This window comes from Nocardia sp. NPDC004722 (assembly GCF_053601505.1).
The window spans coordinates 28,628-43,457 of sequence record NZ_JBSGBY010000006.1 but is presented as its reverse complement, the minus strand read 5'-3'; the positions used below and the strand labels follow the sequence as shown (position 1 = coordinate 43,457).

The following is a 14,830-nucleotide window of genomic DNA, read 5'->3' as shown; positions in this document are numbered from 1 at the left end:
GCGATTCTGCAGTTCCCAGCGCAGATGGTTGGTGATGAAGTCCTCCCAGGCGTAGCGGTAGCTCTTGCCCGGGCCGCCGCCCATCGCCTCGGTCGGCTGCGGTCGTGCACCACCACCGTGCCCGCCAGCGCGTCCCCGATCCGGCGGCCCTGCGGTGAGCACAGCGACACCACGACGGCGATCAGCCCGGTGCCCAGGATCCAGAAGTCCACGATGCCCGCCAGCCCGCGCGTCACCGCGTGCCGGAAGTCGATGGGGCCGCCGTCGGCGCGCACCACGCGCAGCCCGACCGCCATCTTGCCCAGCGAGCGTCCCCGCGAAAACGTCTCGAACAGCACCGGATACCCGATCATGGCGCTCACCATGCCGACCAGCGCCGCGGTGTCACGCCACGCGGAATCCGCGTCGGCCCACGCCAGAATCGCCTCGAACAGCAGGATCAGCAGGAGTCCGATGACGATCTGCACAATGAGATCGAGCAGGAACGCCGCGGCCCGGGTAGGGACGCGGGCGATCGGAAGCTCCACGGCAACAGCCTCGCCGGTGGTGAAAAGTGCCATGAGGGTCGTCTTCCTCCGCCGGGTGTGATCGCGATGGATAGCATTCTGTCAGCGTTAGCGCAGGAGGGGTACTCATGGATCTGGACGCCTATACCTTCGTGCACAGGCCGTCCTGGGAGCGGCTGGATCAGTTGGCCTCCCGGAGTAAACGGCTCAGTGGCACCGAGGCCGACGAGTTGGTCCGGCTCTACCGGGTGGCGTCGCAACAGCTGGCCCGATTGCAGACGCGGGAGGCGGATCCCGAACTCATCGCCGGGCTCTCGGCGGTTCTGACCCGGGCGCGCGGCCGCATACTGAGCGCCCGCATCGACACCCTGCGTGAGATCGGCTACTTCTTCAGCCATCGTTTCCCGGCCGCGGTCTACCGGGCCTGGCCCTGGTGGGTGTCGGTGGCGACGATCTTCCTGCTGGGCTCGGCGGCGCTGGCGGCGTGGGTGGCCAATTCCGCGGCCGCCCGGCGGCATCTCGGACTGGACACGGATACAGATGCCTTGACGCGCTCCGGTGGCGAATTCGAGACCTACTACTACGAGCATCCCCACGACGCCTTCGCCGCGAAGGTGTGGACCAACAACGCGTGGGTGTCGGCGCTGGCGCTGTTCCTCGGGGTGCTGATCCTGCCCGCGGTCTACCTGCTGTTCATGAACGCGCTGAATCTGGGGATCAGTGCGGGGCTGATGGCCGGGGCGGGACGGCTGGGCCCGTTCTTCGGCTGGATCCTGCCGCACGGAATGCTGGAGCTCACCGCCATTTTCGTGGCGGGCGGGGCCGGTCTGAAACTGGGCTGGACCCTGATCGATCCGGGCCGCGAGAGCCGGGCGCAGGCGATGGCGCGGCAGGGCCGGGCGACGGCCGTGATCGCGCTCGGACTGGTGGGCGTGCTGCTGGTTTCCGGCTGCCTGGAGGGCTTCGTGACGCCCAGCGGGCTGCCCACCGCACTGCGGGTCGGGATCGGGGCGCTGGCCGAACTCGGCTTCCTGGCCTACGTCTTCGGCCGGGGGCGGATCGCGGTGCGCGAGCAGGAGGCGGGGATCGGCCCGGAGCACATCGCGGGCTATTCGATCGAGAAGAGTCCCGAACCGGTTGTGGGAGTGGCGACTTCGTAGTCGCGAACCAGTGGGATTTGATTTCCACTGGCCGCAGCGAGTCCGGCTCAGCTGCGGCCAGCGTTGCCGATGACTCTACACAATCGTTATGGCTACGCAACCTCCGACTTGCCCGCCGGGCGTATAACGCGACCAGGCGAAATGCACCGTCTCCGTAGGGAACACGACAAGATCGCTAATTCCCGGCATCCGCTTTGCGGGCGGTCTGCGGAGGGTTCCGAAACTATCCCCGCGGTCGTGTTTTCGCACCGGTTTCAACCCCTTGCACGCGATGTGTTTCGAACCCCGCCGGAAGGTTTGCGAAAACCATGTAATTTTTCCGCTAACCACCGATTCAACCCACGTTAAGCTGGTGTTTCGCCGCAGCTCAGCCCGATTGCCCGGCGGTCGCCAGAACTCAAACAAACTCAGAGTTTGTTTACCCTGGACTTAGCTAAATGATCATCCGGCAATGCCGGGCAGTAATCGGGCGCATACCCCAGACGTCATCCCCCGGCAAACGATTTACGGCCCTCCGAACGCCCCGAAACGCCCGCCGGCAACGCCTCCGCCGAGTCACCCCGGCCAGGGCATGCGATCTTCGTCACATCCGCTTCGACCTGGGAATTTCCGAGTCCCGCCGAGCGGGGAACGCACAGCGGGTACGCAACGCACAAAGTAGGTACTGAACACGCACGGAGTGGGTACTCGACCTACACCCCCGGACAAAGAAGAAGGCCCCCGATCCGGTGTGGATCGAGGGCCTTCTTCTTCAAGTGGGCGAGGGGGGACTTGAACCCCCACGTCCTTACGGACACTGGCACCTGAAGCCAGCGCGTCTGCCATTCCGCCACTCGCCCGAGCGACGGGAAGAAACGTATCACGAGGTTTGCGCCAAAACGAAATCGCCTGGTTACCGGGGGTTCGAACGCGAAGCTGTGATGCCACGGAGACACGGGAACCCAGGGTTGCCGCCAAGAGTTACAGGTGTGGACGATCGTGGATATCATGCAATCAACGTGTCCCTGCGGCGACACGCCATGTCCGCGTGTTGCTTTGTAGGACGCATCGCGCGCCACGGTCGGTCGGCACACACACGACACGACGCACGCGCTCCCTCGCGGGAGTGACAGAACCCGAGAAGGGAGGGGGCTACATGGGGATCGTTTCCCGTTTCGAACGCCGTCTCCAGGGTGCTGTCGGCGATGTCTTCGCTCGCGCCTTCGGCGGGAGCGTCGTACCCCAGGAGGTCGAGGCCGCCCTGCAGCGCGAGGCCGCCGACCATATCCAGGATCTCGGCGGGGGCCATCTGCTGGCTCCCAACAGCTATGTCATCACCGTCAACGAGTCCGATCTGCGGAATCTCGTCCAGGGTGAGGGACAGCCGGATCGCGATCTCGCCGCGCAGGATTACGAGCTCACCAAGCGTGCTTTCGCCAAACATCTGCAAGACCACATCCGCGAGCAAGGGTGGCAGACCTACGGCGAAGTGCACGTGGAGTTCGAGGCATCCCCTACGCTGCACACCGGACAGTTCAGGACGCGCGGCCGGGTGGATCCGGACGCGGGTGGGCGGGCAGGCCCGTCACCGGGTGCTGAACGTCCACAACGACCCAACCCGCAACCAGGAGCTGGCCCCATGACGCAGAACTCAGGCTACGACCCAAGCCGTGAGCCCGCGGAGTCCGATCCGCGGAGTCGCGGGTACGCGCCCCCGCCTGCGGGCCGTCAAGGTCAGCAGGGTTACGGCGAGTACGGCCGCGGTGGCCAGCAGGGCTACGAGCAGGGCGGCTACGGCCAGTCCGAGCAGGGCTACGGCGACTACCAGAACGGCTACGACTACCAGCAGCAGCCGGGTGGCGGGTACGGCCAGCAGGGCGGCTACGCCGAGCAGGGCTACGGCCAGCAGCAGGGCTACGGCCAGTCCGAGCAGGCGTACGGCCAGCAGGGCTACGCCGAGCAGGGCTACGGCCAGCAGCAGCACGGCTACGAGCAGCAGGGCTACGGCCAGTCCGAACAGGCGTACGGCCAGCAGGGCTACGCCGACCAGGCCTACGGCCAGCAGCAGGGCTACGGCCAGCAGGGCTATGCCGAGCAGGGCTACGGCCAGCAGCAGGGGTACGCCGACCAGGGGTACGGCCAGCAGCAGGGCTACGGCCAGCAGGGCTACGACCAGTACCCCGACCAGGCCGGCTACGGCGACGATCAGGGGTACGGACAGCAGCAGGGCTACGGCCAGCAGGGCGGCGGCTACGGCGCGGCCGCGCCGGCCCGGGCCGGCTCGAGCTACTCCGCCACGCTGCAGCTGGACGACGGCTCCGGCCGGACCTACCAGTTGCGCGAGGGTTCCAACATCATCGGGCGTGGGCAGGACGCACACTTCCGGCTGCCCGATACCGGAGTTTCGCGGCGGCACATCGAAGTTCGCTGGGACGGCCAGACCGCGATGCTCTCGGACCTCGGTTCGACCAATGGCACGCTGGTCAACGGGTCGCCCGTCCAGGACTGGCAGCTGGCCGACGGGGATGTGATCCGCGCCGGACATTCCGAGATCCTGATCCGGATCGTCTGATCCCGTAAGCTCGCGGTGCAGGTCACGATATGGCTAGGAATTCCTCGGTCGTATCGTGATCGCAACCGGTCTACGGCCCTATGATGCTGCCAACACTCGCGGCGGAGGATGGCCGCGCTGACCAGCAACACAACCGGTTGGGGGTCACGGAGTCATACCTCCGTAACTGCCCCGTACCTACGACACGGTCGAACAGGAGGTGGAGCACCGTGCAGGGACTGATCCTGCAATTGACCCGTGCGGGGTTCCTGCTGTTGCTGTGGCTGTTCGTGTGGGCGGTGCTCCGGACGTTGCGCAGCGATATCTACGCGGCTTCCGGCCTTCGGGTCGCGCCTCGGGCCGCAGGCGGTTCCGCGGTGCTCCCATCTTTTCGCCGGGGCCAGAAGGGCGCCAAATATCTCGTGGTGACTCAGGGTTCTCTCGCCGGCACCCGTATCTCGCTCGGCACTCAGCCGGTGCTGATCGGGCGGGCCGACGACTCCACACTGGTTCTCACCGACGACTATGCCTCCACCCGCCATGCGCGACTGTCGCCGCGCGGTGAGGATTGGTACGTCGAGGATCTCGGTTCCACCAATGGGACCTACCTCGACCGGTCGAAGGTCACCACTCCGGTCCGAGTTCCGCTCGGTTCCCCAGTCCGTGTCGGCAAGACAGTGATCGAGCTGCGATCGTGACACTTGTTCTCCGCTACGCAGCGCGTAGCGACCGTGGTCTCGTCCGAGCCAATAACGAGGACTCCGTCTACGCAGGTGCGCGATTGCTCGCGCTCGCGGACGGCATGGGCGGCCACGCCGCCGGTGAGGTCGCCTCCCAACTGATGATCGCCGCGCTGGCGCATCTCGACGATGACGAGCCCGGCGACGATCTGCTCGGCAAGCTGAATCGTGCCGTGCACGAAGGCAATGCGTCGATCGCCGACCAGGTCGAGGAGGAGCCGGAACTCGACGGCATGGGCACCACGCTCACCGCCATCCTGTTCGCCGGGCGCAAACTCGGCCTCGCGCACATCGGCGACTCGCGCGCCTACATGCTCAGAGGCGGTGAGCTGACCCAGATCACCCGCGACGACACCTTCGTGCAGTCGCTGGTGGACGAGGGGCGGATCACGCCGGAGCAGGCGCACACGCATCCGCAGCGGTCGCTGATCATGCGGGCGCTCACCGGCAACGAGATCGACCCCACCCTGGTGGTGCGGGAGGCCCGGGCCGGGGATCGCTATCTGCTGTGCTCCGACGGCCTCTCCGATGTGGTCTCCGACGAGACCATCGCCAACACCCTGCGCGAGGGCACCACCGACGAGTCGGCCGACCGGCTCATCGAATTGGCCTTGCGCAGCGGCGGTCCCGACAACGTGACCGTGGTGGTCGCCGACGTCATCGATCTGGATTACGGCCAGAGCCACCCCATCGTGGCGGGCGCGGCCTCCGGTGAGGACGAGGACACCCCGCCGCCGAACACCGCCGCGGGCCGGGCCGCCGCCATGCGCCCACCGCGCGCCACCCCGCGCCGCGCCGTCGCGCAGCCCGAACCCGAACCCCCGAAGAAGAGCCACAAGCTGCGCTGGCTGGCGCTGTCACTGGCCCTGCTGGTGGCGGTGGGCGCGGGTCTCACCGTGGGCTACAACATGATTCGCAGCAACTACTACGTCGGCGTGGACGGCGAGAAGGTGGTCGTGCTGCGCGGCCTGCCCGGTTCGGTGCTGGGCTACTCGATCCGCGATGTGGATCAGGTCGGATGTGTCACGCGCACCGGCGAATTGACCCTGGCCGGTCCCGGCGACAAGTTCGCCGCCGGCTGTGTCCAGCTGACCCGCAGTGATCTGCGTGCCAGCGGCCGTGATTCGGTCGACAAGGGGCTGCCGCCGGGTTCGCGCGACGACGCCGTCAAGCAGATCCGCAATCTGGTGCAGTCCGAACTGCTGCCGCCGTGCGAGAAGGCGCAACCGCAGCAGCCGGTCACCACCCCCACGCCGACCCCGCCCGCCGATCCGAATCAGCCGGGCACCGCGGTCACCACCACCCCGGCCGCGCCGACCACTCCGGCCGCGCCCGGCGGGCTGACCGGCGGTGAACGCACCGGCGAGAACCACACGCTGGAACCGCACCAGCCCAGCGCCCCTGTCACCACCACCACGGCACCGCAGACTCCGGGGCAGAACTGCAGGATGGCGGACTGATGTCCGCACCGGCACCGCCGTCCACTGGGGCCTTCCCCAGTCCACCCGGCGGATTCGCTCCTGCGCCGCCGCCCGCCACCCGGCGCAACGTGGAGTTGCTGTTGCTGGGGTTGGCGGCGTTGATCACCACGGTGTCGCTGGTGCTGGTGGAGGCGAGTCAGGAGCAGGCGATCACCTGGGAGATCGCCAAGCTCGGTGCCGCGTATCTGGCGTTGTTCGGTGTCGCGCACCTGGCGGTGCGCCGGTTCGCGGCCTTCGCGGACCCCCTCCTACTACCGATCGCGGCGCTGCTGAACGGGTTGGGGCTGGTGATCATTCACCGCATCGACCTAGCGCAGGCCCAGGACGCCGCCTTCGCCTCCCTGCCCATCCCCTCCCCCGACGCCAACCAGCAGGTGCTGTGGACGGGGTTGGGGATGGTGGTTTTCATGGGGTTGTTGATCGTGCTGCGTGACTACCGCAGCCTGGCCCGCTACGCCTACACGCTCGGGCTGATCGGCGTGATCGCACTCGCCCTGCCCGCGCTGCTGCCGGACCGGTACTCGCAGGTGAACGGCGCGAAGATCTGGATTCGCCTGCCCGGCTTCAGTGTTCAGCCCGGCGAGTTCGCCAAGATCGCGCTGATCGTGTTCTTCGCCGGCGTGCTGGTGTCCAAGCGCGACCTGTTCACCGGCGCGGGCAAGCACGTGTTCGGCATGGAGCTGCCGCGCATGCGCGATATGGGCCCGGTGCTGCTGGTGTGGGCGGTGTCGGTGGGCGCGCTGGTGGTGGAGAAGGACCTCGGCACCTCGCTGCTGATCTTCTGCACCGTGCTGTGCATGCTCTACATCGCAACCGAGCGGGTGGGCTGGGTGGCGGTCGGCACGGTGCTGCTGATCATCGGATTCGTGTTCGCCTACAACGTCTTCGGGCATGTGCGGGTGCGGGTCGAGACCTGGCTGCACCCGTTCGCGGACTACTCCAACACCGGCTATCAGATCTCGCAGTCGCTGTTCGGGCTGGCCACCGGCGGACTGGCCGGGACCGGGCTGGGTTCCGGACGGCCCTCGCAGGTGCCGTTCGCCAAGACCGACTTCATCATCTCCGCCATCGGCGAGGAACTCGGCCTGATCGGGCTGACCGCGGTCCTGATGTTGTTCTGCGTGTTCACCATTCGCGGTATCCGAACCGCGCTGGCCATCCGCGACAGCTTCGGCAAGCTGCTGGCCGCGGGGCTGGCCTTCACGATCGCCATCCAGGTGTTCGTGGTGGTCGGCGGCGTGACCAAGCTGATTCCGCTGACCGGTCTCACCACGCCGTACATGTCCTACGGCGGTTCCTCGCTGCTGGCCAACTACATTCTGCTGGGGCTGCTGATCAAGATTTCCGACGCCGCCCGGCGACCGGCCCCCGCCCGTAAGCGGGTGGAGCCGATCGTGGAGGCGTCGACACAACTGCTGCGCAAGGTGGAGGGGGGTGCCGCGTGAACACGCCTCTGCGCCGGGTCGCGCTGGCGGTCATGGTGATGATCGTCGCGCTGCTGGCCAACGCCACCTACGTGCAGGTGTTCAAGGCCGACAGCCTGCGCAACGATCCGCGCAATGTGCGAGTCCTGTTGGACGAGTACTCGCGGCAGCGCGGCCAGATCTCCGCGTCCGGCACCGTGCTGGCCTCGTCGGTGGCCACCGACGACCGCTACAAGTACCTGCGCACCTATCCGACCGATCCGCTGGCCTACGCGCCCGCCACCGGCTACTACTCGATGCAGTACGGCAGCAACGGGCTCGAGCACGCCGAGGACTCGGTGCTCAACGGTTCGGACAACGCGCTGTTCGGGCGGCGGCTCATCGACATGATCTCGGGTCGGGATCCGCGCGGCGGCAATGTGGTGACCACCCTCAACCCGGTCATGCAGAAGGTCGCCTACGACCAGCTGACCGCCAAGAACCTGACCGGATCGGTGGTGGCCATCGAGCCCAGCACCGGCCGCATCCTGACCATGGTGTCCACCCCGTCCTACGACCCGAACCTGCTGGCCGGGCACGACGGCGCGGCCACCCAGAAGACGTGGGAGCAGTTGCAACAGGATCCCCGCCAGCCCATGCTGAATCGCGCTGTCTCGCAGACGTATCCGCCGGGCTCCACCTTCAAGGTGATCGTGACCGCGGCCGCGCTGTCCAACGGCATCGCCAAGCCGGACGACCAGTTCACCGCCGCGCCCCGCATCACGCTGCCCGACACCAGCACCACGCTGGAGAACTACAACGGCAGCCACTGCGGTCCGGGCGACGCCCAAACCGCTTCTCTCACCGACGCTTTCAAGTACTCGTGTAACACCGCGTTCGCGGAGCTCGGTATGAAGGTGGGGGCCGCCAAGCTCAAGGACGAGGCCAACGCCTTCGGCATCGGGACCCAGCATCCGAATATTCCGATCCCGTGGGCGGACAGCACCGTCGGCACCATTCCCGACAGTGCGGCCATGGCCCAGTCCAGCATCGGGCAGCGCGATGTGGCGCTCACCCCGCTCGACAACGCGGTCGTGGCGGCCACCATCGCCAATGGCGGCGTGCGGATGAAGCCGTATCTGGTGGACCAGCTGCAGGCCCCGGACCTGAGCACGCTGGAGACCACCAAGCCGACCTCGGTGGGCCAGGCGGTCACCCCGCAGGTGGCCACCCAGATCACCACTCTGATGCTGGAATCGGAGAAGAACACCCAGGGCGGGACACAGCCGCGCTCGTACCAGATCGCGTCCAAGACCGGTACGGCCGAGCACGGCGACGATCCGCGCAACACCCCGCCGCACGCCTGGTACATCGCCTTCGCGCCCGCGCAGAACCCGAAGATCGCGATCGCGGTGATCGTGGAGAACGGTGGCGACCGGGCGCTGGCCGCGACCGGCGGATCCGTGGCCGCGCCCATCGCGCGCGCGGTGCTGGACGCTGGGCTCGGGGGCTGAACGACATGAAAGTGCAAGGTAGACAGGGTCTCGAATGCTGAACAACGGTGCGATGATCGCGGACCGGTACCGGCTGCAGCGGCTGATCGCCACCGGCGGCATGGGCCAGGTCTGGGAAGCGTTGGACACCCGGCTGGACCGCCGGGTGGCGGTGAAGGTGCTCAAGGCGGAATTCTCCACCGATCCGACCTTCCGGCAGCGGTTCCGTACCGAGGCGCGGACCACGGCGCAGCTCAACCATCCCGGTATCGCGAGCATCTACGACTACGGCGAGACGCAGGACCCGTCCGGCGGCGAGATCGCCTATCTGGTCATGGAATACGTGCAGGGTGAACCGCTCAACGCGGTGCTCTCGCGACTCAACCGGCTCTCGGTGGCGCAGGGTCTCGACATGCTCGAGCAGACCGGCCGCGCCCTGCAGGTCGCGCACCTGGCGGGCGTCGTGCACCGGGATGTGAAGCCCGGCAACATTCTCGTGACGCCGACCGGTCAGGTGAAGATCACCGACTTCGGCATCGCCAAGGCCGTGGACGCCTCCCCGGTCACCAAGACCGGCATGGTGATGGGCACCGCCCAGTACATCGCGCCCGAGCAGGCCACCGGCGAGGACGCCACCGCCGCCTCGGACGTCTACTCGCTGGGTGTGGTCGGCTACGAGGCGCTTTCGGGCGCCCGCCCGTTCACCGGCGACGGCGCGCTGACCGTCGCGATGAAGCATGTGCGGGAGGCCCCGCCGCCGCTGCCCGCCGATCTGCCGCCGAACGTGCGGGAGCTCATCGAGATCACCATGGCCAAGGATCCGACCCAGCGCTACACCGACGGCGGCGAGTTCGCCGACGCGGTGGGGGCGGTCCGTTCGGGTCGCAGACCCACGCCGCCCGGCGGCATCCCGGTCTCGCAGTCCATGACCGGCGCCACCCGGGTGCTGCCGCCCGGGCCCACCATGATCATTCCGGGCGCCCGCGCCGATCAGGCCACCACGCGCTACCAGACCCCGTCGCAGCAGATGCGGCAGACGCCGGAGCCCCCGGCGGTCTCGACCACCGTGATGTCCGGACCTCGCACCCCGGTCGGGCCGATGACCTTCACCGGTCCGGCCCCCGACCCCGACGGCGGCCGCTTCACCGCGGGCCAGAAGGCGATGGCGGGACTGGCCTTCGGCGTGCTGATCCTCATCGCGGGCGTCGGAATCGTGGTGGCCAGCAGCAACTCTCACGAATCCACACCGCCGGCCCGCACCAGCGCGGTGGTCGCGCCACCGGTGGTCCCGCCGACCACCACGACGGTGCCGCCGACCACCACCACGCGGGAACGCCCCGTGCCCCCGCCGCCGGTGACGACCTACGATCCGCCGCCGACCACGACCCCCGAGCCGACGACGACACCGCCGCCGACCACCACCGTTCCGCCGACCACCACGACGCAACGGCCGACCACCACGTCGCGGCCGACCACCACGAGCCGCTGGCCGTGGCAGCAGCCGGGCGACTTACCATCAGTTCCAGCTGTTCCCGGCGTGAGCCCGGGCAGTGATCGCAGTCCGTTGTCGTACCCCCAGGACCCCTATTCATCCACAGTCCCGCAGCAAGGATTGCCATGACGACCCCGAAGAACCTCTCCTCCCGCTACGAGCTGGGCGAGATCATCGGGTTCGGCGGCATGTCCGAGGTGCACAAGGCCCGGGATCTGCGGCTGGGCCGGGATGTGGCGATCAAGGTGCTACGCGCCGACCTCGCCCGCGACCCCACGTTCTATCTGCGGTTCAAGCGGGAGGCGCAGAACGCGGCCGCGCTCAACCATCCGGCCATCGTGGCGGTGTACGACACCGGTGAGGCCGAGATCGACGGGGGCCCGCTGCCCTACATCGTCATGGAGTACGTGGACGGCGACACCCTGCGCGACATCGTGCGCGGCAAGGGTCCGCTGCCGCCGCGCCGCGCCATGGAAGTCATCGCGGACGTGTGTGCGGCCCTGGACTTCTCGCATCGCAACGGCATCGTGCACCGCGATATGAAGCCCGCCAACATCATGATCAACCGGGCGGGCGCGGTGAAGGTGATGGACTTCGGCATCGCCCGCGCCATCGCCGACAGCTCCAACCCGATGACCCAGACCGCCGCCGTCATCGGTACCGCCCAGTACCTCTCCCCCGAGCAGGCCCGCGGCGAGCAGGTGGACGCGCGCTCGGATGTGTACTCGGTGGGCTGTGTGCTCTACGAGATCCTCACCGGCGAGCCGCCTTTCACCGGCGACTCCCCGGTCGCGGTGGCCTATCAGCACGTCCGGGAGGATCCGCGGCTGCCGTCGCAGGTCTATCAGGGCGTGCCGCGCGAACTCGACTCGGTCATCCTGAAGGCGATGAGCAAGAACCCGGCCAACCGGTATCAGACGGCGGCCGAGATGCGCGCGGACCTGATCCGGGTGCTGGGCGGGCAGAAGCCCACCGCGCCGCTGATCATGACCGACGAGGACCGCCTCGACGACGAACTGCCGCCGCCGCGCAGCTACCGCACCGTCGAACGCCGCGACGACACCACCGAACAGGAGATCGTCCAGGCCGATCCGCGCCGGCGCACCGCCCTGATCGCCGTGCTCGCGGTGGTGGCGGTCGCCGCGGTGGCCGGGCTGCTGTTCATGCTGATCGGCCCGGGCTCGCGGCCGGATCAGGTCGCGGTGCCGGACGTGGCCAACCAGACCTATCAGGTGGCGCAGCAGAACCTGCAGAAGGCCGGGTTCAACGTCTCCATTCAGCAGAAGAACGATCCCAAGGTCGCGCAGGGCAATGTCATCTCCACCCAGCCGCTGGGTGGTTCGCGCGTCGACAAGGGCAGCACCGTCACCGTCCAGGTGTCCACGGGCCCGCAGCAGGTGCCGGTGCCGAAACTGGCCGGGCTCACCCAGCAGCAGGCCGAGCAGCAGCTGAATTCGGTGGGGCTGCGACTGAATCCCGATGTGAAGAAGCAGACGTCGAGCGTCGACGACAAGGACAAGGTCGTCGCGCAGAATCCCGACGCGGGTCAGAAGACCGACACCGACGGGCAGGTCACCATCACCCTCGGTTCCGGCCCGGACAAGGTCCGGGTGCCGGACGTGGTCGGCCAGTCCATCGATGTCGCGCAGTCGACGCTGTCGGATACCGCGGGCTTCCAGGTGACCGTCCAGGAGGTGCCGAACAACCAGCCCAAGGGCACGGTCATCGCCACCAATCCGGCCGCTGGCACCAATGCCGACAAGGGCTCGACCATCACCGTCCAGGTGTCCAGCGGCGATCAGCTGACCATGCCCGACCTGCGCGGCATGACCCCGGCGCAGGCCGTGGACATGTTGCGGCAGAAGGGCTGGAACGGTCAGGTCAGCCAGAACACCATGAGCACCCTGAACGCGGGTGAGGTCGGGCGCATCCTCGCGCAGCAGCCGACCGCGGGCTCACCGCTGGGCAAGACGGCGACGGTGACCATCACGACCGGCATCCTGTCGCTCGGCCCGAACTGATCGGGACCGGAACCTGAGAACAGGGGTCCGCGGGCATTCCCGCGGACCCCTGTTTCATGTGAAACCTTGCCCGGTCCTCGAAACCGGGTGAAACCTAAAGGCGCAGATGCCGGTTCATCGACATGGCCTCGTCCGCCAGATCGGCCAGTTCGATCACCTCGACGCCGTGCTCGCGCAGCCGCTCCACGCCCACGCAGTTGTCCACGAAGGTGCCGGGTTCCCGCCAGGCGATGACCACGCGCCGAATCCCCGCCGCCAGAATGCGATCCGTGCAGGGCGCGCGGTCCTTGCTCGCCCGCTGCGAGCAGGGTTCCAGGGTGCTGTAGAGCGTCGCGTGCCGCAGCCGCGGGTCATCGGCGGCCAGCTTGTTGAGCGCCGACTCCTCGGCGTGCACCTTGTCGTCGGTCTCCCGCGACCAGCCGTGCTCGATCTCCACACCGTCCGCGCCGACGATGACCGCGCCCACCGCGAAGGCGGTCTCGCTGTGCGGGCACAGCCGCGCCAAACCGATGGCATGCCGCATCCAGCCGCGATCACCACGCGACTCATCCGACATCGGAATCCTCCTTCGGCAGATAACGCAGCAGCGCGATATCGCCGATCCGCCCGACATCGGCCAGCTGCATGCGGTGCTGAGGGCCGCCGGGGAAGACGGCGGGCCCGAGAAAACGCGGTGCGGCCGGATCGCCGACCACGATCGGCGCGACGGCCATCCAGATCTCGTCGACCAGACCGGCCGACAGGAACGCGGTATGGATCGCTCCGCCGCCCTCCACCATGAGCCGCGCGATACCCCGCTTGCCCAGGTTGTCCAGCAGGTCCCCGAAATCCGTTGCCGCGCCCAGGGATACCACCTCGGCCAGCCCGGCCAGCCGATCGCCGAGCCGGGCGGCCCCGGAATCGGTGGTGTAGACCAGTCTTTCGCCGCCGGTGTGCCAGAACCGCAGCGCCGGATCGAGATCCCCGCCCGCGGTGACGATCACGCGCACCGGGTACTCCGGTTTGCCCGCCGCCACCCGGTGCAGGCGGCGGTCCATGCTGTTGACCAGCAGGCGCGGATTGTCGCTGCGCAGGGTGCCCGCGCCGACGAGGATGGCGTCCGACTCCGCGCGCAGGGCGTCCACTCGATCGAAATCGGCTGCGTTGGACAGCAACAGCCGATCCGGGCTCGCGTCGTCGATGTAACCGTCGATGCTGACGGCCACCGACAGCATGACGTGCGGCCTCATGACGCGGCGCCCATCATGACGCGAGGGCCGCGACCTCCGCCTCCAAGGTCTGCACCAGTCCCTCCGCCGGCCGCTCGCCGCACACGCCCAGCCAGTTGGCGAGCATGCGGTGCCCACCCTGGGTGAGCACGGATTCGGGATGGAACTGCACACCGTGGATGGGCAGATCGCGATGCCGCAGGGCCATAACGATGCCGGATTCGGTGCGGCCCAGCACCTCCAGCTCCGGCGGCATGGTCTCCTCGAGCACGGTCAGCGAGTGGTAGCGGGTGGCGGTGAACGGATCCGGCAGCCCGGCCAGCACGCCCGCACCGATGTGGAAGACCTCGCTGGTCTTGCCGTGCAACAACTCCGGGGCCCGGGTCACGGTCGCGCCGAACGCCTCACCGATGGCCTGATGTCCGAGGCAGACGCCCAGCAGCGGGGTCGCGTGCTTGGCGGCGGCGTGCACCAGCGGAATGCTCGCGCCCGCACGGTCCGGGCTGCCGGGTCCGGGGCTGATCAGAACGCCGTCGAAGTCCTGCACCACCTGGTCGACATCCGCGAGCCGATCATCGTCGTTGCGCCAGACTTCGGCATCCACACCCAACTGTCCGAGATACTGCACCAGGTTGAACACGAAGCTGTCGTAGTTGTCGACGACCAGTACACGCATGATTCGAGGGTAGTGGGCGGGCCCGGCCGCGTCGCATGCAATACCGCCGAACCGTGTCGCCACAATCGCCGCAACCCTCCCCGACGACACTTTCCCCAGGGTTGCCGGGATAATGTCTAC

Annotated in this window: 12 protein-coding genes and 1 tRNA gene; 8 read left to right on the top strand and 5 right to left on the bottom strand. The window is 68.0% G+C overall.

The genetic code is table 11. The features are described 5' to 3' along the window. On the bottom strand, positions 1-560 hold a 560-nt coding region (locus ACWELQ_RS02095), incomplete at its 3' end, for an RDD family protein (protein ID WP_452395174.1). Positions 561-634: 74 nt separating this feature from the next. On the opposite strand from ACWELQ_RS02095, the gene ACWELQ_RS02090 reads away from it, so the two are divergent. Next, on the top strand, positions 635-1,666 hold the full coding sequence (locus tag ACWELQ_RS02090; protein ID WP_452395173.1) for a stage II sporulation protein M: 1,032 nt from the start codon (positions 635-637) through the stop codon (positions 1,664-1,666). A gap of 756 nt (positions 1,667-2,422) precedes the next feature. Here ACWELQ_RS02090 and ACWELQ_RS02085 read toward each other — a convergent pair. Beyond that, a tRNA-Leu gene (locus ACWELQ_RS02085) sits at positions 2,423-2,505 on the bottom strand. Between the two features lie 296 nt (positions 2,506-2,801). Here ACWELQ_RS02085 and ACWELQ_RS02080 point away from each other — a divergent pair. The 7 genes from ACWELQ_RS02080 (at position 2,802) to pknB (ending at position 12,826) form a co-directional block, all read left to right on the top strand. Beyond that, positions 2,802-4,217, top strand: a complete 1,416-nt coding sequence (locus tag ACWELQ_RS02080; RefSeq protein WP_452395172.1) for an FhaA domain-containing protein — start codon at positions 2,802-2,804, stop codon at positions 4,215-4,217. Positions 4,218-4,426: 209 nt separating this feature from the next. Continuing rightward, positions 4,427-4,894: an FHA domain-containing protein FhaB/FipA gene (locus tag ACWELQ_RS02075; protein ID WP_033085206.1), complete on the top strand. Its 468-nt coding sequence runs from the start codon at positions 4,427-4,429 to the stop codon at positions 4,892-4,894. Continuing rightward, the gene (locus ACWELQ_RS02070; protein WP_452395171.1) at positions 4,891-6,396 is read left to right on the top strand and encodes a protein phosphatase 2C domain-containing protein; all 1,506 of its coding nucleotides are present in this window, start codon (positions 4,891-4,893) and stop codon (positions 6,394-6,396) included. The genes ACWELQ_RS02075 and ACWELQ_RS02070 overlap by 4 nt, the downstream gene beginning before the upstream one ends. Beyond that, positions 6,396-7,862 (top strand): FtsW/RodA/SpoVE family cell cycle protein, encoded by a 1,467-nt coding sequence (locus tag ACWELQ_RS02065; protein ID WP_452395170.1) that lies wholly within the window; start codon positions 6,396-6,398, stop codon positions 7,860-7,862. Before ACWELQ_RS02070 ends, ACWELQ_RS02065 begins: the two co-directional genes overlap by 1 nt. Then, the gene (locus ACWELQ_RS02060) at positions 7,859-9,334 is read left to right on the top strand and encodes a peptidoglycan D,D-transpeptidase FtsI family protein (RefSeq protein ID WP_452395169.1); all 1,476 of its coding nucleotides are present in this window, start codon (positions 7,859-7,861) and stop codon (positions 9,332-9,334) included. Before ACWELQ_RS02065 ends, ACWELQ_RS02060 begins: the two co-directional genes overlap by 4 nt. Positions 9,335-9,368: 34 nt before the next feature. After that, on the top strand, positions 9,369-10,934 hold the full coding sequence (locus ACWELQ_RS02055) for a protein kinase domain-containing protein (protein WP_452395168.1): 1,566 nt from the start codon (positions 9,369-9,371) through the stop codon (positions 10,932-10,934). Next, positions 10,931-12,826 carry a Stk1 family PASTA domain-containing Ser/Thr kinase gene (gene pknB, locus ACWELQ_RS02050; RefSeq protein WP_452395167.1) on the top strand — a complete coding sequence of 632 codons (1,896 nt, stop codon included), beginning with the start codon at positions 10,931-10,933 and terminating at the stop codon, positions 12,824-12,826. The genes ACWELQ_RS02055 and pknB overlap by 4 nt, the downstream gene beginning before the upstream one ends. A gap of 94 nt (positions 12,827-12,920) precedes the next feature. On the opposite strand, the gene ACWELQ_RS02045 is transcribed toward pknB, so the two are convergent. Genes ACWELQ_RS02045 through ACWELQ_RS02035 form a run of 3 tightly spaced genes read right to left on the bottom strand, consistent with a single transcriptional unit; the run spans position 12,921 to position 14,710 of the window. After that, positions 12,921-13,382: a dCMP deaminase gene (locus ACWELQ_RS02045; RefSeq protein ID WP_452395166.1), complete on the bottom strand. Its 462-nt coding sequence runs from the start codon at positions 13,380-13,382 to the stop codon at positions 12,921-12,923. Then, a complete protein-coding gene (locus ACWELQ_RS02040; protein WP_452395165.1) occupies positions 13,372-14,055 on the bottom strand; it encodes a RibD family protein in 684 nt (227 codons plus the stop codon). The genes ACWELQ_RS02045 and ACWELQ_RS02040 overlap by 11 nt, the downstream gene beginning before the upstream one ends. A 13-nt stretch (positions 14,056-14,068) precedes the next feature. Then, on the bottom strand, positions 14,069-14,710 hold the full coding sequence (locus ACWELQ_RS02035) for an aminodeoxychorismate/anthranilate synthase component II (protein ID WP_452395164.1): 642 nt from the start codon (positions 14,708-14,710) through the stop codon (positions 14,069-14,071). Positions 14,711-14,830: the final 120 nt, after the last annotated feature.

Coding starts and splice junctions, on each gene's coding strand:
- ACWELQ_RS02065 (WP_452395170.1), top strand. CDS start 6,396: ATGTCCGCACCGGCACCGCCGTCCACTGGGGCCTTCCCCAGTCCACCC.
- ACWELQ_RS02090 (WP_452395173.1), top strand. CDS start 635: ATGGATCTGGACGCCTATACCTTCGTGCACAGGCCGTCCTGGGAGCGG.
- ACWELQ_RS02055 (WP_452395168.1), top strand. CDS start 9,369: ATGCTGAACAACGGTGCGATGATCGCGGACCGGTACCGGCTGCAGCGG.
- ACWELQ_RS02045 (WP_452395166.1), bottom strand. CDS start 13,382: ATGTCGGATGAGTCGCGTGGTGATCGCGGCTGGATGCGGCATGCCATC.
- pknB (WP_452395167.1), top strand. CDS start 10,931: ATGACGACCCCGAAGAACCTCTCCTCCCGCTACGAGCTGGGCGAGATC.
- ACWELQ_RS02080 (WP_452395172.1), top strand. CDS start 2,802: ATGGGGATCGTTTCCCGTTTCGAACGCCGTCTCCAGGGTGCTGTCGGC.
- ACWELQ_RS02035 (WP_452395164.1), bottom strand. CDS start 14,710: ATGCGTGTACTGGTCGTCGACAACTACGACAGCTTCGTGTTCAACCTG.
- ACWELQ_RS02040 (WP_452395165.1), bottom strand. CDS start 14,055: ATGAGGCCGCACGTCATGCTGTCGGTGGCCGTCAGCATCGACGGTTAC.